This is a genomic window from Kitasatospora sp. NPDC088391, assembly GCF_044753345.1.
Taxonomy (GTDB): domain Bacteria; phylum Actinomycetota; class Actinomycetes; order Streptomycetales; family Streptomycetaceae; genus Kitasatospora.
On record NZ_JBIVNB010000009.1, the window covers coordinates 1 to 23,183 of the forward strand.

Sequence of the window (23,183 nt, forward strand, 5' to 3'; positions counted from 1 at the left end):
CCTCGTCCAGCAGCAGGTCGATCCGCTCCCGCGCGGTCAGCTTCCCCTTCGCGTGCTGCGCCTCGGTGGCCTTCTCGCTCGGACCGCGACGGACCCGCTCGCGCAGTTCACGCAGCTCGGCCGTCCGCTCGGTCATCGTGGCGGGCGGGGCCGGGGGCGGGGTCGGGGCGGGCTCCGCCGGCGGCTGCGGGGCCGCGGCGGGCAGCGGGTCGAGCACCGCCGGCGGGTCGAACAGGACTGTCATTTCCGGCCTTTCTCGGTCGCGGGCCGGCGCGGCCCGCAGGATGGGCGGGGACGGGCGGGGGTCACTCCCAGCCGTTGCCGTTGGAGGCGGAGGGGGAGGCGGTGGCGGGCGCCGGGACGACCGCGCCGGAGGCGCTCTGGCCGGTGCTCTCCCAGCCGTTGCCCGGCTGGACGGTGGAGGTCGGGCTCGGCGAGGTGGTGGGGGTGGTGGCGGTGCCGTCCGCGTAGGCCTGACCGGCACCCAGCAGGCCGCCGACCAGGGTGGCACCGGCGACGGCGAGGGCGACGGAAGCGGCGGCCTTGGCGAACGGGGTGCGGCGCTGGGCGGTCATTTCAGGAACCTCCGGGGTGCTTTCAAGTGGCTTGTGCGGCGGCGGAGTTGCTTCTTCCGCTCGTCCGGTCGGCGCGTTCTCCGACACCACAGAATCTGCCAGTCCCGGCGGGCCCGGACCACGCCGTTCGGCACCACCAAGTTGCAACCGCGGGTGCAGCATGATGACACCTCGCGGAACGCTCGACCCCGGATCGGGCCGCGCCCGGGAATCCGACCCCGCGCCGCGCCGCGCGGTCGGCCCCATGGGCAGCGGACGGACGGTGTGGCATCATCGGTGCACTGTCCCAAAGCTCTGACACGTAGTGGGTGATCTGCGATGAGTGCGGCCACTGATTCGACGGCGCGGGCCGACTGGCGGCTCGGCCGGCTGGTCCGGCGGCTCGACCAGCTGCTGGCGGCCGACAAGAGCGAGGCGCTGCGCCAGTTCGACCTGACGGTGCCGCAGCACTCCGCGCTGGCCGCGCTGGCCGCCTCCGGCGGCATGTCGGGCGCCCAGCTGGCCCGGGCCTCCGGGGTGACCCCGCAGACCATGGCGGTGATCCTGGGCAACCTGGAGTCCAAGAACCTGATCGGGCGCAGCCCCTCGGCGATCCACCCGAAGGTCCTGGTGACCACGCTGACCCGGGAGGGCAAGGCGCTGATGAAGAAGGCCGACGCCCGGGTGCAGGCCGTGGAGGACCGCCTGGCGGAGTCCTACGACGCCGGGGAGCGCGAGCAGCTGCACACCCTGCTGGAGCGCGCGATCGGCCGCCTGGAGCCCTGATCCTGCAGGTACGCAAAGGGGCCCGGCCCCGCCGCTGGTGTGCGGCGGGGCCGGGCCTCTCCCCGTTGTTCCGGCCCGGGAGGGGGGTTCGGGCGGTACGGGGCGGTACGGGGCGGGTGGGGCGGTCAGTGGTCGGCGAGCCGCCATTCGCGGAGCGCCGGCTGGGCCAGGGCGTCGCGGACGGCCTGCCGGGCGGCGGCCGGGTCGGGGGCGTGCAGCCGGAGTTCGGCGCGGCCGCCGTCCACCGTGAAGTCGCCGACCCACGCGCTGGGCAGTTGCGCCAGCAGCCTGGCGATGCCGAAGCCGGCCGAGGTGGCGGCCTCGGCGTCGTCGGTCACCACGGTGATCGTGCAGGGGGGCCCGGAGGGCATCTTCTCTGATCCTTTCTCACTGGTACGGCCGGCCCCGGCACGGCGGCCGGGACCGGGGCGTCCCCGTCCTCAGCCGAGGACCGGGACCGGGGCCGCGACCGGAGCGGCGGGCCGCACCGCGGCCTGCTCCTCCGCGGCGTCCAGGGCGGCCCGGCACCCGGGGCCGTCGGCGGCGCTCGCCGCGAGCAGCGCGACACCCGTCAACTCCCCTGCGGGCACCAGGCTTTCGACCTCGCCGCAGGGAACGGTGCGGACCACCACGGTACCGTTCGGACGCTCCACCACCCGGGCGAGCCCGGGGACGGCGGCGGCCGGGTCGGCGGGCAGCACCAGTCGGATGCCGGCGGCCCGCCGGTACTCGACCCGCTCGCGGACCGGGCGGCCGAGGGCGAGCCGCAGTCCGGCGGCGGCCAGGTCGACGCCGGTGGCCATGCAGCCCATCAGCGGGATCAGGTCGCCGGCCAGCCAGCAGCCGGCCCGCAGCACCACCGGGCCGTCGGCGGCGAGCTGCACGTCGAGGTGGGTGACGCCGTGCCGGATGCCGAGCGCGGCGTGCGCGCGGCGGGCGAACTCGGCGAGCCCGGGGGCGGGTTCGTCCGCGGTGGCGTCCACCAGGTACTGCCGGCTGACCTCCGGGCCGCGGCCGCGCTCCCGGCCGGCCGTGTACCAGGTCCGGACCCGACCCTCCTCGACGGTGCAGCAGAGGGTGAACTCCGGCCCGTCCAGGGCGGGTTCGACCAGCACGCCGCCGCCCCGGCCGGACAGCGGGGCGAAGCCGCCGCCGGCCGCGGCGAGGAAGGCCCGCTCGACGTCCGCGAACGCCTCGGCCCGGACCGACTCGGTGCCGGGCTGCGGGTGACGGGCCGTCAGTACTACGGGGAGGCCGAGTTCGGCGGCGGCCCGCTCGGCCTCGGCGACGCCGGTGACCAGCCGGGCCCGGCGGACGCCGACCCCGGCGTCGTTGAGCAGGGCGCGGGTGGCCCAGCGGTCCTGGACGGTGCGGACCACGGCGGCGCCGGGGCCGGGCAGGCCCAGCTCCTCGGCGAGTTCGGCGGCGGGCTCGGCCAGCCGCTCGTCGCACACCACCACGCCGGCCACCCGGTGGCGGCGGGCCAGGTCGCGGGCGGCGGCCAGCAGCGAGACCCGGTCGGGGGCGGCGGTGGCGAAGTCCTCCATGTACGGGGACTGCCAGGACGGCAGCTGGGTGTCGAGGCCGATCAGCAGCGCCTCCTCCGCCATCGCGAGCAGGGCGTACTCGCGGAACTGGCGGCGACCGGTGCCCAGCACCAGGACGGTGGGCACACCGGCCGGGCCCGCTGCTGCGTCGGCGGCGACCGGGGCCGTCCCGGTGCGCGCGGTTCGTACGGCCATGGGGGTTCCCTTTCGAGGTGTCGGGCGGGGGGTGTTCCGGCGGACTGCCGGGGTGACTCGTCCAATGTGCGCCGCCGGGCGGGCGGGTGGCGCCGGATCGGGTGCCACCAAGCTGTCGGCGGACGGCAACTTGCTGCCACGGCGTCCGGCCAGCGAAATCAGCCCTTAGCTTCGCATCAGAATTCTGATATACATCAGAACACGCTGTCGCCTTCGACCGACTGGAGTCCGCACCCATGAGCACCACCGTCCCCGCGCCCGGTGGGCGGCGCCCGCGGAAGGGCCTCGCCCTCACCGCGGTCTGCCTCGCCGGCGGAATCCTGCCCGCCTCACTGACCGGTTCGTCCGTCGCACTGCCCGGGATCGGCCACCAGCTGGACGCGGGCCTGGTCCCGCTGCAGTGGGTGGTCAACTCCTACAACCTGACCTTCGGCAGCTTCATGCTGGCCGCCGGCTCGCTCGCCGACCGGGTCGGCCGCCGCCGGATGTTCACCGCCGGCACCGTGCTGTTCGCGCTGGCCTCGCTGCTCAGCGCGCTGGTCGGGAACGTCTACCTGCTGGACGCGCTGCGGGCGCTGGCCGGCCTCGGCGCGGCCGCCGTGCTCACCTCCGGCAGCGCCCTGCTGGCCGGCCTGTTCGAGGGGCCGGCGCTGGGCAGGGCGTTCGGCGTCCTCGGCTCCTCGTTCGGCGCCGGGCTCGCCCTCGGCCCGTCCACCGCGGGCCTGCTGGTCAGCGCCTTCGGCTGGCGGGCGGTGTTCCTCTCGCACCTGGCGGTGGCCGTGCTCGCGCTGCTGCTGGTCCCGGTGGTGCCCGCCGACCGCCCCGAACGCTCCGGCGGCCGGGCCGACTGGATCGGCACCCTGACCTTCACCGGCGCGCTGTTCCTGTTCACCCTGGCCATGGTCGAGGGCCCGCAGCTCGGCTGGTTCGGCGGCGGGCAGGTGCCCGGCCTGGTGGCCGGCAGCCTGGCCCTGCTGGTCGCCTTCGTGGTCGCCGAACGCCGCCTGAAGCACCCGATGTTCGACCTGTCGCTGTTCCGCAACCCGCGCTTCGTCGCGGTCTGCCTGATGCCGGTGGTGCTGGCCTTCGGGTTCGTCAGCCTGCTGGTGCTGCTGCCGAGCTGGCTGGTCGCCGCCGACGGCCTGTCCACCGCCGCGGCCGGCGCCACCATGATGGCGCTGACCGCCCCCGTGCTGCTGCTGCCCGCGCTGGCCGGCAAGCTGGCCGCCCGGGTCCCGGCCGGCCTGCTGCTCGGCGCGTCCTTGGTGCTGATGGCCGCGGGCACCGCCTGGCTGACCGTGGTCGAGCCCGGCGTCTCCACCCTCGCCCTGGTCGGCCCGCTGCTGCTGACCGGCGCCGGCATGGGCGTCGCGGCCGGCCTGCTGGACGCCGCCGCGATCGGCTCGGTCGAGCCCGAGCGGGCCGGCATGGCGGCCGGCATGTTCAACACCATGCGGCTGGCGGGCGAGACCGTCGCCATCGTGGTGATGGGCGCGGTCCTGGTCAGCCTGACCGCGGGCCGGCTCTCCGACGCCCCGGCGGCCGGCGGCGCGCTGGCCGGCAAGCTGGTCGGCGGCGACCTGTCCGGCGCGCTCGCCCTCGCCCCCGGCGCCGACCCGGCCGCGCTCACCGCCCAGCTCGCCGACGGCTACACCGGCGCGCTCCGCCTGACGCTGTGGCTGCTCACCGCGATCTGCCTGCTCAGCACCGTCCCGGTGGTGCTGCTGGTGCGCGACCGCAAGAGCGCCGCCGCCACCGCCACCACCCCCGCTCCCGCCGACGCCCTCGCCACCGACGCCGCCACCACCGACGACGCCGCCGCCGTGGAGTCGGTCTCCCTGCCGGAGGCCGGGTTCGAGGCGGCCCCGCAGCCGGTGGGTGCCAAGTGACCCCCCACCCGAAGGAGCCCCGCGTGTCCAGCCCCTACCCCGTCCTGGTCGTCGGCGCGGGCCCGGTCGGCCTGACCGCCGCCACCGAACTGCTGCGCCGCGGCGTGTCGGTGCGCTGCGTCGACCGGGCCGCCGCCCCGTCCCCGCTCTCCAAGGCGCTGCTGGTCTGGCCGCGCACCCTGGAGATCCTGCGCCGCCTCGGCGGCGGGAACCACGTCGCCGAACGCGCCATGCCGCTGCGCGCCTTCCGCTACTACTCCTCCGGCGCGCCGGTCGGCTCGCTGGAGTTCCGCCCCGTCGACCAGCCGGTGATCATGCCGCAGCCGGACGTCGAGGCGGCCCTGCTGGACGCCTTCGGGCAGGCCGGCGGCGGCGTCGAGTGGTCGACCCGGCTGCTCGCGCTGGAGCAGCACCGGGACCGGGTCACCGCGACCCTGGCCGGCCCGGACGGCGAGCCGTACACCGCCGACTTCGCCTACCTGGTGGGCGCGGACGGGGCGAGCAGCACGGTGCGCGAGCTGCTCGGCATCTCCTTCGAGGGACTGACCTACCCGAACACCTTCGTGGTCGCGGACGCCGAGATGGAGGGCGACCTGGCGCACGACGACAGCCACTACTTCTGCTCCCCGCGCGGCGTGCTGGTCACCTGCGGCCTGCCGAACGGCCGGTTCCGGGTGTTCACCTCCGCTCCCCCGGACCTGCCCCGGGACGGGGTGACGCTGGAGCAGGTCCAGCAACTGGTGGACGAGCGCGGCCCGGGCGGGCTGACGCTGCGCAACCCGACCTGGGTGAGCGCCTTCTCGGTGCACGCCCGGCACGCCGAACGGACCCGCGAGGGCCGGGTGTTCCTGGTCGGCGACGCCGCGCACATCCACAGCCCGGCCGGCGGCCAGGGCCTGAACACCGGCGTCGGCGACGCCTACAACCTGTCCTGGAAGCTGGCGCTGGCGCACCGCGGCCTGGCCGGCGAGCAGGTGCTGGACAGCGTGCAGGCGGAGCGCGGGCAGGTCGCCGAGGCGATCGTCAAGCAGGCCGACCTGCAGACCCGGGCCTGGATGCTGCCCCGGCCCGCGCAGCGGGCGGTCCGGGACGCGCTGCTGCGGGCCGCCTCGGCGGTCCGGCTCGGCGACCTCTGGTACGTGCCGTGGCTGGCCGGGTTCCGCACCGTCTACCGCGACCCGGCGGGCGGGCGGCCGCGCCGCGCGGGCGGGTTCACCACCGGCGCGCTGGTCGGCGACCGCGAGGTGTGGGACGTCCGGGCCTCGCGCCGGAGCGGGCTGCGGCAGGCGCTCGGCGACCTGCGGCACACCCTGCTGGTGGTGGCCGACGGCGGGGCGCTGCCCGCGGCGGCGCTGCGCGCGGCGGAGGCCGCGGCCGGGCGGTACGGCGAACTGCTGGAGGTGCGGGTGCTGGACACCGCGGCGGCCGAGCTGCGCGACGGCCGCCCGGGCCGGCTGCGGCCCGCGCAGGCCCGGCGGCGCGGCCGGACGCCCGCGCTGGTGCTGGTCCGGCCGGACCAGCACGTGGCGCTGGCGGTGCCGGCCGACCGGCCGGAGCCGCTGCTGGAGCACCTGGCCGCGCTGGGTGCGGGGGTGCGGGCCGGGGAGCCGGCCGCCGCGCGCTGAGCCCGTGTGCCGAGGGGCCCGCCGGACGTCGTCCGGCGGGCCCCTCGGCGTTGTTCGTCGACGTGTCGACGTGTCGTCAGTACCGGTTGCCGACGGGGGCGGGCACCGCGTCGAGCTGGCGCAGGTCGGCGTCGGTGAGGCGGAGGGTTCCGGCGGCGGCGTTGTCGCGCAGGTGGCGGGAGTTCCGGGTGCCGGGGATGGCGATCACGTGCGGGCCCTGGGCGAGGGTCCAGGCGACGGCGGTCTGCGCGAGGGTGGCGCCGTGCCGGGCGGCGACGGGTTCGACGGCGCGGACGATCCGCAGGTTGGCCTCGACGGCCTCGGCGGTGAACCGGCCGTTGTGGGCGCGGAAGTCCTCGTCGGTGAAGTCGGCGGCGGTGATCGAGCCGGTCAGGAAGCCGCGGCCGAGCGGGGCGAAGGCGACGAAGGCCGCGCCGTTGGCCGCGCACCAGTCGAGGACGCCGTCCGGGCCGAGCGGTTCCCTGGTCCAGAGCGAGAGTTCGGACTGGACGGCGGCGACGGGGTGCTGCCGGTGCGCGGCGGCGGCCTCGGCGGCGGTGACCTCGGAGAGGCCGAGGGCGCGGACCTTGCCCTCGGCGACCAGGTCGGCGAGCGCGCCCCAGCTCTCCGCCAGCGGCACCGCCGGGTCGGTCCGGTGCAGGTAGTACAGGTCGATCCGGTCGGTGCCGAGCCGGCGCAGGCTGGCCTCGACGGCGCGGCGCAGGTGGGCGGGCGAGCCGTCCCGGTGCAGCGCGCGGGCGGCCAGGTCGTCGACCACCAGCCCGGCCTTGGTGGCCAGGAAGGCGTCGTCGCGGCGGCCGGCCAGCGCCTTGCCGAGCAGTTCCTCGTTGTGGCCGTCGCCGTAGATGTCGGAGGTGTCGAAGTGCCGGACGCCGAGGTCGAGGGCCTCGCGGAGCACCTCGGCGGACCGCGCGTCGTCGCGGCCCGCCTCGTCGTAGATCCAGCTCATGCCCTGGCAGCCGAGGCCGATCGGGCCGGTCGCGGCGAGGGTGCGGGGGGTGGTCATGCGGGGTCCTTCCGTCGGTGGCTGACGTCTCGTCAAGCGTGCTTGGTGGTGGCGGTGGTGGGGAACGCGGACGCGCCGCGGCGCCGCCCCTCGCGCGGAGGGGCGGCGCCGCGGTCGGCGCGGGATCAGGCGGCGGTCACCACCAGGACGGCGTTGTGGCCGCCGAACCCGAACGAGTTGCTGATCGCGACGTCGACCTTGGCCTCCCGGGCCGCGCCGTGCACCACGTCGATCTCGACGCCGTCGTCGAGCCGCCGCAGGTTGGCGGTGGGCGGGAGCCGGCCGCGCTCCACGGCGAGGACGGTGTAGGCCGCCTCGATCGCGCCGGCCGCGCCCAGGGTGTGGCCGGTGACGCCCTTGGTGGAGGTGACGGCCGGCGTGTCGCCGAACAGCCGGTGCACCACGCGGGCCTCGGTGGAGTCGTTGAGCGGGGTGGAGGTGCCGTGCGCGTTGATGTGCTGCACGTCCGAGTGCCCGATCCGGGCGTCGGTGAGCGCGGCCTGCACGGCGAGTTCCACCCCGGCGCCGGACGGGTCGGGGGCGGTGGCGTGGTGGGCGTCCGCGGAGGCCCCGTAGCCGCTGATCCGGGCCCGGACCCGGGCGTTGCGGGCCCGGGCGTCGGCCATCCGCTCCAGCACCAGCACCCCGGCGCCCTCGGCGGCGACGAAGCCGTCCCGGTCGGCGTCGAACGGGCGGGAGGCCGCCGTCGGGTCGTCCTCGCGGGCCGACAGCGCGCCCATCTGGTGCAGTCCGGCCAGCACGGCCGGGGAGAGCGCGGACTCGCTGGCGCCGGCGATCACCACGTCGCAGGTGCCGGCCCGGAGCAGTTCCCGGCCGATGCCGATCGCGGTCGCGCCGGAGGCGCAGGCGGTGGCGGTGACCAGGTTGGGGCCCTTGGCCTTCAGGTCGATCGCCACGTAGCCGGAGACCATGTTCATCATCGACATCGGGATCAGCAGCGGGGAGACCCGCTTGGGTCCGTGGTCGCGCAGCCGCTGGTGCTGCTGCTCGAAGGTGCCGGTGCCGCCGAGCGAGTTGCCCAGCACCACGGCCACTCTGGCGCCGTCCCAGTGCTGCGGGTCCAGGCCGGCGTCCTCGACGGCCTGGCGGGCGGCGACCATGGCGAGTTGCACGAAGCGGTCCAGTCGCCAGGAGTGCTCCCGGCCGAGCAGTTCCGCCGCGTCGAAGCCGGGCACCAGGCAGGCGAACCTGACGGCGGCGTCGGCGAGCGCGGGGTCGAGGGCGGCGGTGGAGCGGCCGGAGGTGATCCGCTCCCAGTTCGCCTCGATGCCCATTCCGGCCGGCGTGACCAGGCCGAGCCCGGTCACGGCGACGTCGAATCGGGGGTCGTGGAGGGTCATCAGACCGTCACGCCCTTGGCCTCCACCAGTTCCACGGTGTCGAACAGGGTGTGGTTGATGGAGAGTTCGTCGTGGGCGACGAAGATGTCGAACTCCTCGCTGAAGGTCAGCGCGAGCTCCAGCAGCGCCAGCGAGTCGAAGCGCAGGTCGCTGAGGACGACGCCCTCGCTCAGCTCCTCCGGCCGCACGCCGAACTTGCCGGTGAGGATGGTGGTGACGCGGTCCTGGATGGCGTTCATGGTGGTTCCCCTCGGATGGTGGTGCCGGTGTGTGGTGGTGGTGCGTCAGCGCCATTGCTGCAGAACTGTGGTGACGGTCGGTCAGACCAGGTCGAGCGCGGGCCATTCGACGGCCGCGGAGCCCCAGGTCAGACCGCCGCCGAAGGCGGTCATCAGGACGCGCTGGCCGGGGCGCAGGAAGCCCTCGGCGGCGGCGTCGGCGAGCGCCAGCGGGATGGACGCGCCGGCCGTGTTGGCGACCTTGTCGAGGTTCACCACGGCCTTCTCGCGCGGGAGTTTGAGCTGGTCGGCGACGGCGTGCAGGATGCGCAGGTTGGCCTGGTGGCCGACCAGCCGGTCGACGTCCTCGACGCCCCAGCCGACCCGTTGCAGGACGGTCCGGGAGGAGGCGGCCATCCGCAGCACGGCCTGCATGAAGACCGGGTGGCCGTCCATGCTGAAGTAGGTGTCCTCGACGGCCGGGGGCAGGCCGCTGGAGCGCTGCCGGGAGCCGCCCGCCCTCACCGTGATCAGGTCGACGCCGGAGCCGTCGCTGCCGAGGTCGACGGCCTTCAGCGCGCCGGGCTCGTCGGGGTCGCCGGCCCGCAGCACCACGGCCCCGGCGCCGTCGCCGAAGATCACGCTGGTGGTGCGGTCGGTGGGGCTGAGGAGGGTGCTGAACGCCTCGGCGGCGATCACCAGGACGCGGTCGGCCTGGCCGCTGGCGATCAGGCCGGCGCCGGTGGCGAGGCCGTACAGGAAGCCGGTGCAGACGGCGGAGACGTCGAACGCGGCGATGTGGTCGAGGCCGAGCCGGGTGGCGACCTCGGGGGCGGTGCCGGGGCAGGGCCGGTCGGGGGTGGTGGTGGCCAGGACCAGTGCGCCGGGCGGCGGGCCGCCGGCCGATTTCAGTGCCCGGGCGCCGGCTTCGACGGCCAGGTCGGAGGTGGCGGTGCCGGGTTCGACGAAGTGCCGGGTGGCGATGCCGGTGCGGGTGCGGATCCACTCGTCGTCGGTGTCGAACTGCCGGGACAGGTCCTCGTTGGTGACGACCCGCGGCGGCACCCAGGAGCCGATGCCGGCGATCACGGCGGCGCGGCCGGTCATCTCGCGTCCTCGGTCCGGCGGGCCGGGACGCGGGGCCCCGGTGGGACGGTGGTGCTGGGCATGGCGGTCCTCTCTGCGGTCGGTGGGGCTGGGCGAAGCGCGCCGGTGCGCGCGGTGGTTCAGTGCTCGGGGGCGCGGACCACGACGGCCGACCAGGTGAAGCCGGCGCCGCCGCTGACGGCCACCGCCACCTCGCCGGGGGCGAGCAGCCGGCGGTCCGTCAGGTCGGCCAGGTTGGCCGGGGTGTCGCCGGCGCCGAGGTGGCCGGTGTCGGGTCCGAGGTCGTGCACCTCGGCCCCGGCCAGGAAGGCCACCGCGGGGCGGTAGCCGGCCTCCAGCGCCTGCCGGCCGAGCCGGGGCAGCAGCACGTGCCGGACGCTCGGGTCGTCGGGGGCCAGTCCGGCCCGGTCGAGGGCGGTGCGCACCGCCCGGTCGACGCACTCCCGGGTGGCGTCGAACAGGCGGTCCGGGCCGTGCGCGGCCAGGAAGGCCTTCTTCGGCCGCCGGACGTCGACGGTCGGGCCGTGCCAGCGCGGCGCGGGGCTGAACGGGTCCTCGCCGCGGTGCACCGACTCCAGTTCGGGGGCGGCGGCGCCGGCCACGGCCAGCAGGTGCAGCACGTCGTCGTCCCGTTGGCCGGGGTGCAGCAGCAGGGCGGTCGCGGCGTCGCCGTAGGCGACCCCGTAGTCGCCGCGCCAGCGGTCGAAGCCGGGGCCGCAGAAGCTGTCCGCGGTGGTGACCAGGACGTGGCCGAGGCCGGGCTCGGCGGTGAGCCAGGCCACGGCGGTCTGCAGGGCGGCGGGGCCGCCGTTGCACATCTGCTGGATGCCGAGCGGGTAGGCCCGGTCGGCGCCCAGCCGGTGGGCCAGGTAGTGCGGCGGGGACCAGAAGTCGTGCCCCTGGTGGTAGATCCAGGCGTGCAGGACGAGTCCGAGGGCGGCCGGGTCGAGCCCGGCCCGGGCCAGTGCCGTCCGGGCGGCCTCGACCGCGGCGTCCGGCGGCGGGATCTCGGCGACCGGCAGCCGCCGGGTGCCGAGCTTGGCGAGGTCGTCCGGGCCGAGCAGGCCCTCGGCGAGGGCCTCCTCGGCGGTGGACCGCCCTTCCGGGTACCAGGCGGCCACCGCACTGATGCCGATGCCCGGTTGCGGGTTCATGGTGTGCTCCCCCGTCCGTCGGCGGGCTCAGCCGGCCGGGCGGACGTCGCCCAGGCCGATGGCGATCAGGGCGGCGTCGCCGTCGGGCTGCCGGACGGCGATCCGGACGGTGTCCGGGTCGTCGGCGTCCCGGCGGGCGTGCAGGGTGGTCGGCGCGTCCAGCTCGATGTAGCGGGTGAAGTCGCCGTGCAGCGAGGTGACGACCTGTCGGGTGACCGAGCCGCGGCGGTCGTTGGCGACCAGCAGGGCGAGCTGCCGGGCGGCCTCGACGGCGACCATGCCGGGCACGTGGTCCAGCGGGTGGTCGAACATGCTGGGGTGCCCGGCGAGCACCCGCAGGTCGGCGACGGTCTCCTCGCCGTCGGCGCGCACGCCGGCCAGCACCACGTTCTCCGGGCGGACCCGGCCGACCAGGTGCGGGGCGACGGCCGCGCCGCGGTGCAGCGGGGCGGCGGCGTCGGACAGCGGCGGGCGGCTGCCGCCGCGGCCGTGCGCGCGGACCGGGCCGTACAGCGCGCCGGGCAGGTAGCTGGCGGAGAGCCGGACGCTGCCGACCGGGGCGTCCCCGATCCACAGGTCCATGTCGTAGTCCAGGCCGCGCAGCACGCCGTCCCGGCTCTGCGGGTTGCCGGCGGTGACCTGGATGGCCAGTTCGGCGGGCCCGCCGGCCAGCCGCGGGGCGCGGCCGAGCTGGCGCCAGCTCCAGGACCGGAGGATGAACTTGCCGTCCGCCGGGACGCCGTGGAAGACGTGCGCGGCGTAGGTCTCGGCCTGCCGGCAGCACTCCAGCAGCAGCAGCGGATCGATCACCTGGCCCTCGACCAGGTGGTCGGTGAAGTACGGGTGCGAGGGCGGGAGTTGGGCCCCGGCCCAGAAGCGGTGCTTGTCGACCCGGACGGCGGAGGTGAGGAAGACCTCGCTGAGCGCCCGCCGGTGCAGCAGGGTGCGGTCGACGGTGCGGACGTAGTCCAGGTCGGTGGCGGCCGGGAGGCGGTGCCGCGGGCCGCTGGTGACGGTCATGGACGAACTCCTCTTCTTTTCAGCCTTCGAATCTCTATCAGAACTCTGTCTTGAGTCAGTACCATACATACGTACGGGAGGCCCCGCAAGGTCCTTCCGCCCCACCCCCTCAACCCGGAGGTCCCCATGTCCCGCTCCGTCCTGGTCACCGGCGGAAACCGCGGCCTCGGCCTGGCCGTCGCCCGCGCCCTGGCCGCCGACGGCGACCGGGTCGCCGTCACCCACCGCACCGGCCCCGCCCCCGAAGGGCTGTTCGGCGTCCACTGCGACGTCACCGACCCGGAGTCGGTCGAACGCGCCTTCAAGGAGGTCGAGGCCGAGCAGGGCCCGGTCCAGGTCCTGGTCGCCAACGCGGGCATCACCCGCGACGGGATGTCCCTGACCATGAGCGACGCCGCCTTCGACGAGGTGCTGCAGACCAACCTGCACGCCGCGTTCCGGGTCGCCCGGCGGGCCGCCATGCCGATGCTGCGGGCCCGCTCCGGCCGCCTGGTCTTCGTCTCCTCCGTCAACGCGCTGCGCGGCAGCGCCGGGCAGGCCAACTACGCCGCCTCCAAGGCCGGCCTGATCGGCCTGGCCCGCTCGCTCGCCCGCGAGCTCGGCCCGCGCGGCGTCACCGCCAACGTGGTCGCCCCCGGCTACGCGCACACCGACATGACCGCCGCCATCGACGAGCAGATCCTGGCCGGCATCACCGCCCAGATCCCGCTCGGCCGGCTCGCCGCCGCCGAGGAGGTCGCCGCCGCCGTCCGCTTCCTCGCCTCCGACGCCGCCGCCTACGTCACCGGCGCGGTCCTCCCCGTCGACGGCGGCCTCGGCATGGGCCACTGACCCGCCCGACCCACCGCCCCTCCCCCGGAAGGAAGTTCACCCGATGATCCTCACCATCGACCCGGTCCACGCCCCGTCCCGCCGGGCCGTGACCGCCGCCGCGTTCTTCGACGTGGACGAGACGCTGATCGGCGCCAAGAGCATGTTCCGCTTCCTGGAGCACTACTGGCGCGCCGTCGGCCGCCCCGACCGGGACTACCTCGACACCTGGGACCGGTTCGCCCGCCTCCCCGCCGAGGGCGTCACCCGCGAACAGTCCAACCGCCTCTTCTACCGGCTGTTCGCGGGCGACGAGGTCGCCGAGGTGACCCGGCACGGCGCCGAGTGGTTCGCCGCCGCACTCGCCCGCGGCGACCTCTGGAACCCCTCCGGCCTCACCGCCTTCCGCCGCCACCGGGCCGCCGGCCACCTCACCGTCCTGGTCTCCGGCTCCTTCCCCCCCTGCCTCGACCCGCTCGCCGCCGCCCTCGGCGCCGACCTCGTCCTCTGCTCCCGCCCCGAACAGGCCGACGGCCGCTACACCGGCGAACTCGCCACCCCCATGATCGGCGAAACCAAGGCCACCGCCGCCCGCACCCTGATGGCCACCCATCACCTCGACCCCGCCGACTGCCACGCCTACGGCGACCACCCCTCCGACCTCCCCCTCCTCCACCAGGTCGGCCACCCCGTCGTCATAGGCGACGACCCCACCCTCACCCACCTCGCCACCCGCGCAGGCTGGACCCGCCTCCCCTGACCGAGCCACCCCCGGGCCCGCCGGGAGCGAAGCTCCAGGGGCCCGGGGAACGGCGGAGCCGAGGGGCGGGTGACCGACGGGCCGCTGCGCGCCACCCCGTTTCCGGCCGAAGGCCGCCGGCCGGGAACGCCGACGGGCCCGCCGCCCCCGGGAGTTCGAGGGTGGCGGGCCCGGTCGTGGGCGGTGGCTCAGACGATGGCGGTGGCGAACCTCTCGGCGAGCGCCGCGACCTGCTCCGGGGTGCCGACGGCGGTGCTCGGGAGGGCCGGCGCGATCCGTCGGGCCAGGCCGCCGAGGATCGCGCCGGGGCCCAGTTCGACCAGTTCGGTCGCTCCGCAGTCCGGCCCGGCCAGGGTCCGTACGCCGTGGTCCCAGAGCACCGGTTCGACCAGCTGGCGGATCATCAGCCGGGGCCACTCCACCGGATCGCCGCCGTGCACCTGCCCGTCCACGTTCGCCACCACGGGGATGCGCGCGCTGCGCAGCGCGATCCCTTCCAGTGCGGCGGCCAGCCGCTGCTGCGCGGGCAGCATCAGCGGGGAGTGGAAGGCACCCCCGACCGGTATCCGGGTGACCCGGAAGCCGGCCGGTCCGGCCCGCTCGGCGAGCAGTTCGACACCCTCCACGGTGCCCGAGACCACCGTCTGGGCCGGGCCGTTGACGTTCGCGGGCCAGACCTGGGCACCCTCCGCCCGGAGGCCGTGGGTGAGCCGGACGGCACTCTCGATGTCGCCGCCGATCAGCACCGCCATGGTGCCCGGCACGGCCCGGGCGGCGTCGGCCATCGCCGCGCCGCGCGCCGCGACCACCACCGCCGCGTCCTCGATCTTGAGCACGCCGGCCGCGACCAGCGCCCCGTACTCGCCCAGGCTGTGGCCCGCGCAGGCCACCACCGGCAGCCCGGGGACGGCCGCGCGGACGGCCTGCAGGATCACCATCTCCAGGGTGAAGGTGGCGAGTTGGGCGTTGTCGGTGCGGCGCAGCGTCTCGGCGTCGGCGTCGACCAGCAGGGCGCCGACGTCGCGGCCGACGCGCTGCGAGACCGCGTCCACCACCCGCCAGTGCGGGCTGTCCAGCCAGGGCAGGCCCATGCCGGGGCGCTGCGCGCCCTGGCCGGGGAACATCAGGGCGATCCGGTCGGCCCGCTGGTCCATCGGGTGCTCCTTCCACGGGTTCATGTCCGAGGGTTCGTCAGTTCGCTTCCGCCAGCGCCTCGTCGAGGGCGGCGGCGAGGGCGCGGCGGTGCGCCGGGTGGTGCACCATCGTGTAGTGGTCGCCGGGCACCAGGACGGTGCGCGGCGGGTGCTCGAAGCGCTGCGGCCAGCGTTCGGCGGTCTCGGCGCGCACGCCGAGGCGGGTGAACACCTCCGGCGGCTCGGGCGAGGCGGCCCGGATCAGTGTCGCGGGGACGCGCAGCCGGCTGCCGCCCGCCCGGTACTTGGCCAGGGCCCGGCAGTTCGCCCAGAACACCTCCAGGAAGACCCGGTACTCGGCGACCGTCTCGGCGTTCCAGCCGGGCTGCCGCAGCAGTTCCACCGCCTCGTCGAAGCCGGTCGGCGCCGGCCCGTCCGGCAGCTGTCCCAGGCCGAGCACGGAGCGGCCGAACTCGGGGACGGCGGACAGGAATTCGGCCAGTTCGGGCTTGGGGTAGGCCTCCGGCGGGAGCGCGTCCATCAGCAGCAGGTGCTCGACCTGCTCGCCCTCCTGCTGGAGGATGCGGGCGACCTCGTAGGCGACGGTGCCGCCGAAGGAGTAGCCGCCGAGCAGGTAGGGGCCGCGCGGGCGGACCCGGCGGATCTCCTGGAGGTGGGCCCGGGCCAGGGCGGGGACGCCGGTCAGCTCGTCGACCCGGGCGGCCGGGAAGGACAGCGCCCAGACCGTTCCGGGGTAGTGGCTGTGCGCCAGCAGGTTCTGGTAGCAGAACACGCTGCCGCCCGCGGGGTGGATCAGGAACAGGTCGCGTCCGCCGGTGCCGGGCCGCAGCCGCCGCAGGGTCCGTTCGCGCAGCAGCCCGGGCCGGGGCACGGGGGGCGCGGCGGGCGGCGGGGCGGCCCGCTCCTCGGGGGCGGGTTCGATCCAGTGCCGGCGGCGGCGCAGCGGCCGGGCCGGGACGGCGGTGCGCCGGGCGTGGCGCAGGTCGCCGAAGCTCTCGGCGCGGACCTGGCCGCCCGTCAGCCAGCCCCCGGCGGGCGGGCCGGGCTCGGCCGAGCGGCCGGTGGCCAGGTAGTCGCGCAGCGCGGTCCGCACCCCGGCGGTGTCGGCGGCCCGCAGCAGGACCCGGTGCGGCAGTTCGGGGCGGGCCTCGGCGAGCGTCCGGACCAGGTCGTCGACCCGCAGGCCGGGCTGCCGGTCGAGGTGCCGCAGCAGGTCCCGCGCGGACTCGCGCAGCCCGGCCCGGTCGACCGCCGACAGCGGCACCAGGTACGACCCGGCCGGCGCGCCGGCGCGCTCCCGCACCGGCGGCGGCGCCAGCAGGCAGTACACGTCGGCGCTCCCGGCCCCCAGCGTGGCCACGCACGCCGCGTCGACCCCGCGCCCCGCCGATCCGGCGCCCCGGGGCGGCGGCACCCGCTCCGCCTCCGTCCCGGCCGCCACCGTCCGGCCCGTCGGGTCCGCCGGGTCCGCCGCCGCCCCGCTGTCCCGGGCGAACTCCGCGTCGAGCGCGGCGTCGACCGCCCCGTCCGCGAACTCGCCACCGGGCGCGGTCTGTTCGTGGCTGCGCAGCAGGAGCGCGGAGGCGATCAGCCCGGTGACGCCGGCCGCGGTGCCGAGGTGGCCGAGGCGGGCGGCGGTGCCCTCGCCGAGGCGCCAGCGGGCCGGGCCGGGGACTTCGACGAGAGCGGTGAGCCGGGCGACGTCGACGGGTCCGCCGTCGGCGCTGTGCACGTCGAGGTGGCCGAGGCCGCCCGCGGGGAGTCCGGCCCGGGCGAGCAGCCGGGTGAGCCCGGCGGGGCCGGGGCCGACGGGGTGCTCGACGATCGCGGTGCCGCGGATGACCGCGTGGATGCGGTCGCCGGCGGCCACTGCCTCGGCGTGGCGGCGCAGCACGACCAGGGCGCAGGCGTTGCCGCGGGGCACGAAGGCCCGGCCGGTGGCGGGGTCGACCGCCCAGTGTCCGGCGGTCTGCGGGACCCGGACGGCCGCGCCGCCGGCCACCGCGATGTCGCACTCGCCGGCCCGCAGGGCCTCGCAGGCGAGGTGGACGGCGAGCAGCGAGCCGTCCTCGCCGACCGAGGTGCCGGGTCCGCTGAGGCCGAGCCGGGTGACGGCGCGGGTGGCGACGAAGTCGGCGTCGTTGCCGAGCAGCAGGGCGGGGTTGAGGCCCTGCGCGCCGGTGACGGGGTTCCGCAGCAGGTTGTTGACCAGGTAGGTGCTGGGCCCGGCGCTGCCGAACACGCCGATCCGGCCGTCCTGTTCGGCGACGCCGAGGCCGGCCTCCTCCAGCGCGGTCCACACCCCTTCGAGGAAGAGGCGCTGCTGCGGGTCGGTGAGGTCGGCCTCGCGGTCGGTCATGCCGAAGAAGTCGGCGTCGAAGAGTTCGACGCCCTCCAGCGGTGCGCCGCTGGGCACGTAGCGGGGGTCGGGGAGGACCTCCGCGGGCACCCGGGCGGCGGCGAGTTCGGCGGGGGTGAACTCCCGGACGGCCGTGCCGCCGCCGGCCAGCAGCCCGGCCAGGGCGGCGACGTCCGGTGCGGTGGGGAAACGGCCGGTCATGCCGACCACGGCGATGGCGCGGGTGTCGACCGGTGCGGCCATGGCAGTCTCCTTCGGCGGCGCACGGGAGTGTGCGGCGAACGGGACCACCGTATCAGAACTCTGATACGAATCAGATAGCTACTACATCGGTGACCCCTACCACGCCGAGCAGCTGCAGGGCCTGCTCCGAGCTGCTGCCGGCCTCCGCGGTGTAGGTGACCAGGGTCTTGCCGCCGCCGTCGGAGAGCGCGAACGCCTCGTAGTCCAGCTCCAGTTCGCCCACCGAGCGGTGGTACAGCCGCTTGCGCCCGAAGCCCTTCTCCTTGACGTCGTGCTTCGACCACAGCCGCCGGAAGTCCTCGCTCTTGACCGAGAGTTCGCCGACCAGCCCGGCCAGCCCGGCGTCGTCCGGGTAGCGGCCGCAGGCCAGCCGCAGGTGCGCGATGGACTCCCGGGCGACCTCCTCCCAGTCACGGTAGAACTCGCGGGCGGCCGGGTCCATGAAGGCCAGCCAGACCATGTTGCGGCGGGCGGCGGGCAGCGCCCCGAAGTCGGCGATCAGCGCGGCGGCCAGCGGGTTCCAGGCGATCACGTCCATCCGGCGGCCCAGCACGAACGCGGGCGTGGTCGCCGAGAACGCGTCCAGCAGCCGCTGCACCCCGGCGCGCACCCGCTCGCCGCCGCGCTGCGGGGCCCGCGCCGGGCGGGACTCGGAGAGCGCCAGCGCCTCCAGGTGGCGCTGCTCGTCCTCCGCCAGGTTCAGCGCCCGCCCGATCGCGGTGAGGATCTCGGGCGAGGGGTTGCGTCCGCGCCCCTGCTCGATCCGGGTGTAGTAGTCCACGCTCACGCCGGCCAGCTGGGCCACGTCCTCGCGGCGCAGCCCGGGGGCCCGGCCGCGCGACTGGCGGCGCAGGCCGACGGACTCGGGCTGCACCCGGGCACGGCGGGTGCGCAGGAAATCGGAGAGTTCTTCGCGTCGGTCCATGCGCTCCATCATGACCACGCCCGGGCGGCGGTGGCACCCCGCAACCTGGCCCTGCCGGAACCAGGTTGGCGGTTCCCACGGCCGATCAGGGCCCTGGCTGCCCCCGCGGGACCGGAGCAGGATCTGTGGTGTCGCCAGAACGGGGCGGCGGACGGAGCACCGGCCGCCACCACTCCCCGCCACCCGCCGCGCACCGACCGGAGGAACCCGCCATGACCACCCAGACCGCCACCGCCACCGTCACCGCCACCACCACCGACGCCCCGGCGGCCAGCCGCTACGAGCGCGGCATCGCCCTGCTGGAGACGGCCTACGGCGTGGACGCGACCGCCCAGACCATCAGCTACCTGGACACCCTGAGCCCCGACTACTCCCGCTACCTGGTGGAGGCCGGCTTCGCCGACGTCTACGGCCGCGAGGCGATCGACCAGCGCCGCCGCGAGGTGATCAACATCATCGCAATGTCCGCGCTCGGCGGCCTGGAGGGCCAGCTGCAGCGGCACATCGAGGCGGCGCTGGGCCTGGGCACCACCCCGACCGAGATCGTCGAGACGCTGTTCCACCTGAGCCTGATCATCGGCCACCCGCGGGCCAACGCCGCGCTGGCCGTCGCCAAGACCGTCTTCGACACCCTCGAGGTCAACCCCGTTCCCACCGAGGCCGCCTGACCCGCCGTGGCGCGGAGTCGGCCCGGACAGCGGGACCGGCGGTCGTGGGGGCCGCCGGCCGGGCGGCGGTCGTGGGGGCCGCCGAACCGGATCGGAACCGCAGGTCGGACAGGATTCGACTGTCGATCAGTGGTCTGATTTCAAACAGGGCTTGCATCAGAGTGCTGATATGGGGCAGCATTCTCTTGGCCGGACGGCACGGGGCACCGCCCCGGAGCACCGGCCAGCCCTTCCTGTCCGGGCCGACTCCCACCCAGCGGACCGACCCGCACCGCCGCGACCGGCCGGACGAGTCCCGCACCGAGGAATCCAAAGGAGTTGCCGCACCATGTCCACACGCACTCTCCCGCCCGAGGGCGGCCGAACCCGCACCGGAGCGGTGCTGGCGGCGGTCTGCCTGGCCGGCGTCCTGCTCCCGGTATCGCTGACCGGCGCCTCCGTCGCCCTGCCCAGCATCGGCACCGACCTCGGCAGCGGCCTGGCCGCGGTGCAGTGGGTGGTCAACGGCTACGACCTGACCTTCGCCAGCATCATGCTCGCCGCCGGCTCGCTGGCCGACCTGTTCGGCCGCAAGCGGATGTTCGGCGGCGGCCTGGCCGTCTTCGTGCTCTGCTCGCTGCTCGGCGCGTTCGCCCCGAACATCCTGGTCCTGGACGCGCTCCGGGCCCTGGCCGGGGTCGGCGCGGCCGGCGTGCTCACCGCCGGATCGGCGATCCTCGCCCAGACCTTCGACGGCGCCGCCCGGGCCAGGGCGTTCGCCATGCTCGGCACCGCGTTCGGCGTCGGCATCGCGTTCGGCCCGGTGCTCTCCGGCCTGGAGGTCAGCTCCATCGGCTGGCGCGGCATGTTCCTCAGCCACGCCCTGGTCGGCGGCTTCGTGCTGGCCTTCCTGCTCCGCCACGTCAAGGAGTCCCGCTCGCCCGAGGGCGGCCGGGTCGACTGGGCCGGCACCTTCACCTTCACCGGCAGCCTGTTCCTGTTCATCCTCGCGCTGATCCAGGGCCCGCAGTGGGGCTGGGGCAACCCGCTGGTGATCGCCGCCCTGGTCGGCTGCGTCGCCGGACTCGCCGCCTTCGCGGTCGTCGAGAAGCGCCAGGAACGCCCGATGTTCGACGTCACGCTGTTCACCAAGCCGCGCTTCGTCGCCATCTCGCTGGTCCCGGTGGTGCTCGCCTTCGGCTTCACCGCGGTGCTGATGTTCCTGCCCTCGTACTTCATGTCGGTGGACGCCTCCAGCGCCAGCGACGCCGGCCTGATCCTGATGTTCCTCACCGTCCCGACCCTGGTCCTGCCGATGGTCGGCGGCTCGCTCACCCAGAAGCTCTCCAACCGCCTGGTGCTCAGCGCCTCGCTGCTGGTCACCGCGGTCGGCGCGGCCTGGCTGACCGTCATCGGCCCCGGCTCCTCGGTGCTCGCCCTGGCCGGTCCGCTGATCACCATCGGCGTCGGCTTCGGCATCCCGCTGGGCATCCTGGACGGCGCGGCGATCTCCACCGTCGAGCCCGGCCGGGCCGGCATGGCCGCGGGCATGTTCAACACGATGCGCCTGGCCGGCGAGGTCGTCGCCATCGCCGCGATGGGCTCGCTGCTGGTCTCGCTCACCCGGAGCCGGCTGGCGGACGGCATCGCCCCGTTCACCGGCAGCTACGCCGGCGACTCCGGCTCGCTCGCCAACGACCTGGTCCAGGGCAACCTGGGCGCCGCCACCGGCAACGTGCCGGCCGGCAGCCGGGACGCCTTCACCGCCTTCGCGGCGGACGGCTACACCACCGCGCTGCACAGCTCGCTCTGGCTGCTCGCCGCGATCTGCGCCGTCGGCGCGGTCGGCATCGCCCTGCTGCTCAAGGACCGCCCCGCCGCGGTCGAGAGCCTGCCGGTCCTGGACGGGACCCCCGAGAACGCCGAGAACGCCGCGGCCGCCGAGGCCCAGGCCCAGCCGATCGCCGCCTGACCCGCCCCTGATCCACTCCCCGCCCCACCCCGGGTGCGCCCCCGCACCCGCCCTCCCGCCCGGCAGGGCCCGGCCTTCCCCCGGGACCGGGCCCTGCCGGGCCCCACACGCCACTCCCCCGGCCTCCCCGCCGGGGGAGCCCGCGTTCCGGACACCCCACCGCCGGAACCGTGCCCCGCACCGCCGCTTCCACCCGCCCGGCGCCCCACCGCCGGACCCGCGCCGCCCCGGCCCCCCCACGGCCGGACCCGCCCGGAACCACACCCCCGCCGGGCATCCGCACCCGCTCCGCCACCGGTCCCCACGGCCGGACGATCGACCGCCGGCGTCCCACCGCCGGCCCTCCCCGTACGATCCGCAGAGAGAAGCCCGCCACCATGTCCGAGTCCTCGAACTCCCGCACCCGGAAGGGCCACAGAGCCCGCCGCACCGGCAGCGCCGTCGCCCTGGCCGCCGCCACCGCCCTGCTGCTCGGCAGCACCGCGGTCCCCGCCCTGGCCGCCGACCACGACTGGATCGAACAGACCGTCACGCTGAGCGCCTCCCCCGCCCCCGGCCCGGCCGAGACCGGTTTCGTCCACGTCCTGAAGGTCGGCCCGGCCGACGCCCACCGCGTGCTGGTGCTGATCCCCGGCCGCGGCGAGGCCGCCGGCGGCCTGCGCCTGGTCGCCGAGTCGCTGGCCCGGGCCACCCCGGGCCTCCAGGTCTGGGCGGTCGACCGCCGCGAGCAGGCGCTCGCCGACCTGAGCGGCTTCCGCGGCAGCGCGGCCCGGGCCACCGCCTACTACGAGGGCGACGAGTACCGCGCCCAGTCCGCCGCCCAGGACGGCTACCTCGCCGACTGGGGCCTGGCCACCGAGCTGAACGACGTCCGCCGGGTCGTCCTGGAGGCCGCCGACCACGGCCGCCGCTCGGTCGTCCTCGGCGGGCACTCGCTCGGCGCGACCGCCGTCCTCGACTACGCCGCCTGGGACTTCGACGGCACCCCCGGCTACCGCGACCTCGCCGGCCTGGTGGTCGTCGACGGCGGCGTCCGCGACGCCCTCAGCGGCGCCGGCATCGACTTCGGCCTGACCGCCGACCAGGCCGCCGCCTGGCGCGCCCAGATCGCCGCCGGCCAGGTCTTCGACAACGCCACCAGCGTCTACACCGGCTTCGGCGACCGTCCGGAGGCCGCCGCCGTCTGGTACGAACTCGCCGCCGACTGGGCGCTGAAGGACCCGCACGGCCCCTCCGTCGTCCAGGACCAGGTGCCCGCCGCGCACCGCCCGCCGCAGCGCGTCACCAACGCCGGCCTGCTCGGCTGGATGCTCGACCAGCACGCCCCGCTGCCCGGCTACTCGGTGCACTCCGGCCACCTCGGCGCGAACGGCGACTGGGTCGACAGCGGCCCCACCCCGATCGCCCGGGTCGCCGAGGGCATGGCCGGCAGCCGGCCCGCCGCCTGGGAGTGGTACTCCCCCAACCGGCTCGCCCTCGACTACTTCGCCTCCTCGGCCTTCGCCGACAACGAGGTGGCCCGCGCCCAGGGCCTGCGGCTGTTCCACACCGGGGACATCGACATCCCGCTGTACGCCTTCCAGTCCGACCTCACCCACGGCACCGTCGGCAGCTCGGCCCGCGCCGTCGCGGCCGGCACCCGCATCCCCTCCGTGGACGTCGCCACCGACGAGTCGATGACCCACCTGGACATCCTGTTCGCGGACCCCGCCCACAACACCTTCGTCCGCACCGCCGCCGCCTTCCTCTCCCGCCTCCCCCGCTGACGCCCCGTCGGCCCCCGTTCCACGCAGGCCCCGCCCGACTCCCCGGGCGGGGCCTGCGTGCCGT

Annotated in this window: 20 protein-coding genes and 1 pseudogene; 8 read left to right on the top strand and 13 right to left on the bottom strand. The window is 75.9% G+C overall.

All coding sequences use genetic code 11. The features are described from left to right. Nucleotides 1-244 (bottom strand): annotated as a pseudogene (locus ACIQBJ_RS24855) (hypothetical protein); the annotation flags it as partial. A 61-nt stretch (nucleotides 245-305) separates the two neighbouring features. Next, nucleotides 306-575, bottom strand: coding sequence for a hypothetical protein (locus ACIQBJ_RS24860; RefSeq protein WP_400714618.1), 270 nt, complete (start codon nucleotides 573-575; stop codon nucleotides 306-308). A 318-nt stretch (nucleotides 576-893) separates the two neighbouring features. On the opposite strand from ACIQBJ_RS24860, the gene ACIQBJ_RS24865 reads away from it, so the two are divergent. Next, entirely contained in the window at nucleotides 894-1,340 is a 447-nt protein-coding gene (locus ACIQBJ_RS24865) for a MarR family winged helix-turn-helix transcriptional regulator (protein ID WP_400714621.1), read from the top strand. A gap of 125 nt (nucleotides 1,341-1,465) precedes the next feature. Here ACIQBJ_RS24865 and ACIQBJ_RS24870 read toward each other — a convergent pair whose 3' ends face one another. Both ACIQBJ_RS24870 and ACIQBJ_RS24875 read right to left on the bottom strand, forming a co-directional pair. Beyond that, the gene (locus tag ACIQBJ_RS24870) at nucleotides 1,466-1,711 is read right to left on the bottom strand and encodes a hypothetical protein (protein ID WP_400714624.1); all 246 of its coding nucleotides are present in this window, start codon (nucleotides 1,709-1,711) and stop codon (nucleotides 1,466-1,468) included. A 69-nt stretch (nucleotides 1,712-1,780) separates the two neighbouring features. Beyond that, on the bottom strand, nucleotides 1,781-3,082 hold the full coding sequence (locus ACIQBJ_RS24875; RefSeq protein WP_400714627.1) for an acetyl-CoA carboxylase biotin carboxylase subunit family protein: 1,302 nt from the start codon (nucleotides 3,080-3,082) through the stop codon (nucleotides 1,781-1,783). Between the two features lie 236 nt (nucleotides 3,083-3,318). On the opposite strand from ACIQBJ_RS24875, the gene ACIQBJ_RS24880 reads away from it, so the two are divergent. Together ACIQBJ_RS24880 and ACIQBJ_RS24885 are read left to right on the top strand one after the other, a co-directional pair. Continuing rightward, a complete protein-coding gene (locus ACIQBJ_RS24880) occupies nucleotides 3,319-4,971 on the top strand; it encodes an MFS transporter (protein ID WP_400714630.1) in 1,653 nt (550 codons plus the stop codon). Nucleotides 4,972-4,994: 23 nt separating this feature from the next. Continuing rightward, complete coding sequence (locus tag ACIQBJ_RS24885; RefSeq protein WP_400714633.1) at nucleotides 4,995-6,596, top strand: FAD-dependent monooxygenase; 1,602 nt, start codon at nucleotides 4,995-4,997, stop codon at nucleotides 6,594-6,596. A 76-nt stretch (nucleotides 6,597-6,672) separates the two neighbouring features. Here ACIQBJ_RS24885 and ACIQBJ_RS24890 read toward each other — a convergent pair whose 3' ends face one another. From ACIQBJ_RS24890 to ACIQBJ_RS24915, 6 genes are all read right to left on the bottom strand, one after another. Then, a complete protein-coding gene (locus ACIQBJ_RS24890; protein WP_400714636.1) occupies nucleotides 6,673-7,623 on the bottom strand; it encodes an aldo/keto reductase in 951 nt (316 codons plus the stop codon). A 125-nt stretch (nucleotides 7,624-7,748) separates the two neighbouring features. Further along, nucleotides 7,749-8,984 carry a beta-ketoacyl-[acyl-carrier-protein] synthase family protein gene (locus tag ACIQBJ_RS24895; RefSeq protein WP_400714639.1) on the bottom strand — a complete coding sequence of 412 codons (1,236 nt, stop codon included), beginning with the start codon at nucleotides 8,982-8,984 and terminating at the stop codon, nucleotides 7,749-7,751. Further along, on the bottom strand, nucleotides 8,984-9,223 hold the full coding sequence (locus ACIQBJ_RS24900; RefSeq protein ID WP_400714642.1) for an acyl carrier protein: 240 nt from the start codon (nucleotides 9,221-9,223) through the stop codon (nucleotides 8,984-8,986). The genes ACIQBJ_RS24895 and ACIQBJ_RS24900 overlap by 1 nt, the downstream gene beginning before the upstream one ends. Nucleotides 9,224-9,304: 81 nt before the next feature. Then, nucleotides 9,305-10,309 (bottom strand): beta-ketoacyl-ACP synthase III, encoded by a 1,005-nt coding sequence (locus tag ACIQBJ_RS24905; RefSeq protein ID WP_400714645.1) that lies wholly within the window; start codon nucleotides 10,307-10,309, stop codon nucleotides 9,305-9,307. A 119-nt stretch (nucleotides 10,310-10,428) separates the two neighbouring features. Next, complete coding sequence (locus ACIQBJ_RS24910) at nucleotides 10,429-11,463, bottom strand: ketoacyl-ACP synthase III family protein (protein ID WP_400714648.1); 1,035 nt, start codon at nucleotides 11,461-11,463, stop codon at nucleotides 10,429-10,431. Nucleotides 11,464-11,490: 27 nt separating this feature from the next. Further along, nucleotides 11,491-12,483, bottom strand: coding sequence for a ScbA/BarX family gamma-butyrolactone biosynthesis protein (locus ACIQBJ_RS24915; RefSeq protein ID WP_400714651.1), 993 nt, complete (start codon nucleotides 12,481-12,483; stop codon nucleotides 11,491-11,493). Nucleotides 12,484-12,609: 126 nt separating this feature from the next. Between ACIQBJ_RS24915 and fabG the strand changes: the two genes are divergently transcribed. Both fabG and ACIQBJ_RS24925 read left to right on the top strand, forming a co-directional pair. Continuing rightward, nucleotides 12,610-13,314, top strand: coding sequence for a 3-oxoacyl-ACP reductase FabG (gene fabG / locus ACIQBJ_RS24920; protein WP_400714654.1), 705 nt, complete (start codon nucleotides 12,610-12,612; stop codon nucleotides 13,312-13,314). Between the two features lie 43 nt (nucleotides 13,315-13,357). Then, nucleotides 13,358-14,053 carry an HAD family hydrolase gene (locus tag ACIQBJ_RS24925; protein ID WP_400714657.1) on the top strand — a complete coding sequence of 232 codons (696 nt, stop codon included), beginning with the start codon at nucleotides 13,358-13,360 and terminating at the stop codon, nucleotides 14,051-14,053. A 188-nt stretch (nucleotides 14,054-14,241) separates the two neighbouring features. Here ACIQBJ_RS24925 and ACIQBJ_RS24930 read toward each other — a convergent pair whose 3' ends face one another. From ACIQBJ_RS24930 to ACIQBJ_RS24940, 3 genes are all read right to left on the bottom strand, one after another. Further along, nucleotides 14,242-15,207, bottom strand: coding sequence for an ACP S-malonyltransferase (locus tag ACIQBJ_RS24930; RefSeq protein WP_400714660.1), 966 nt, complete (start codon nucleotides 15,205-15,207; stop codon nucleotides 14,242-14,244). A gap of 37 nt (nucleotides 15,208-15,244) precedes the next feature. Then, nucleotides 15,245-17,809: a beta-ketoacyl synthase N-terminal-like domain-containing protein gene (locus ACIQBJ_RS24935; protein WP_400714663.1), complete on the bottom strand. Its 2,565-nt coding sequence runs from the start codon at nucleotides 17,807-17,809 to the stop codon at nucleotides 15,245-15,247. Between the two features lie 70 nt (nucleotides 17,810-17,879). After that, the gene (locus ACIQBJ_RS24940; RefSeq protein ID WP_400714666.1) at nucleotides 17,880-18,734 is read right to left on the bottom strand and encodes a helix-turn-helix transcriptional regulator; all 855 of its coding nucleotides are present in this window, start codon (nucleotides 18,732-18,734) and stop codon (nucleotides 17,880-17,882) included. A gap of 212 nt (nucleotides 18,735-18,946) precedes the next feature. Between ACIQBJ_RS24940 and ACIQBJ_RS24945 the strand changes: the two genes are divergently transcribed. The 3 genes from ACIQBJ_RS24945 (at nucleotide 18,947) to ACIQBJ_RS24955 (ending at nucleotide 23,119) form a co-directional block, all read left to right on the top strand. Further along, nucleotides 18,947-19,402 (top strand): carboxymuconolactone decarboxylase family protein, encoded by a 456-nt coding sequence (locus tag ACIQBJ_RS24945; protein ID WP_400714669.1) that lies wholly within the window; start codon nucleotides 18,947-18,949, stop codon nucleotides 19,400-19,402. A gap of 328 nt (nucleotides 19,403-19,730) precedes the next feature. Continuing rightward, a complete protein-coding gene (locus ACIQBJ_RS24950) occupies nucleotides 19,731-21,353 on the top strand; it encodes an MFS transporter (RefSeq protein ID WP_400714672.1) in 1,623 nt (540 codons plus the stop codon). 377 nt (nucleotides 21,354-21,730) lie between these two features. Beyond that, nucleotides 21,731-23,119, top strand: a complete 1,389-nt coding sequence (locus tag ACIQBJ_RS24955) for an alpha/beta hydrolase (RefSeq protein ID WP_400714674.1) — start codon at nucleotides 21,731-21,733, stop codon at nucleotides 23,117-23,119. Nucleotides 23,120-23,183 lie beyond the last annotated feature (64 nt).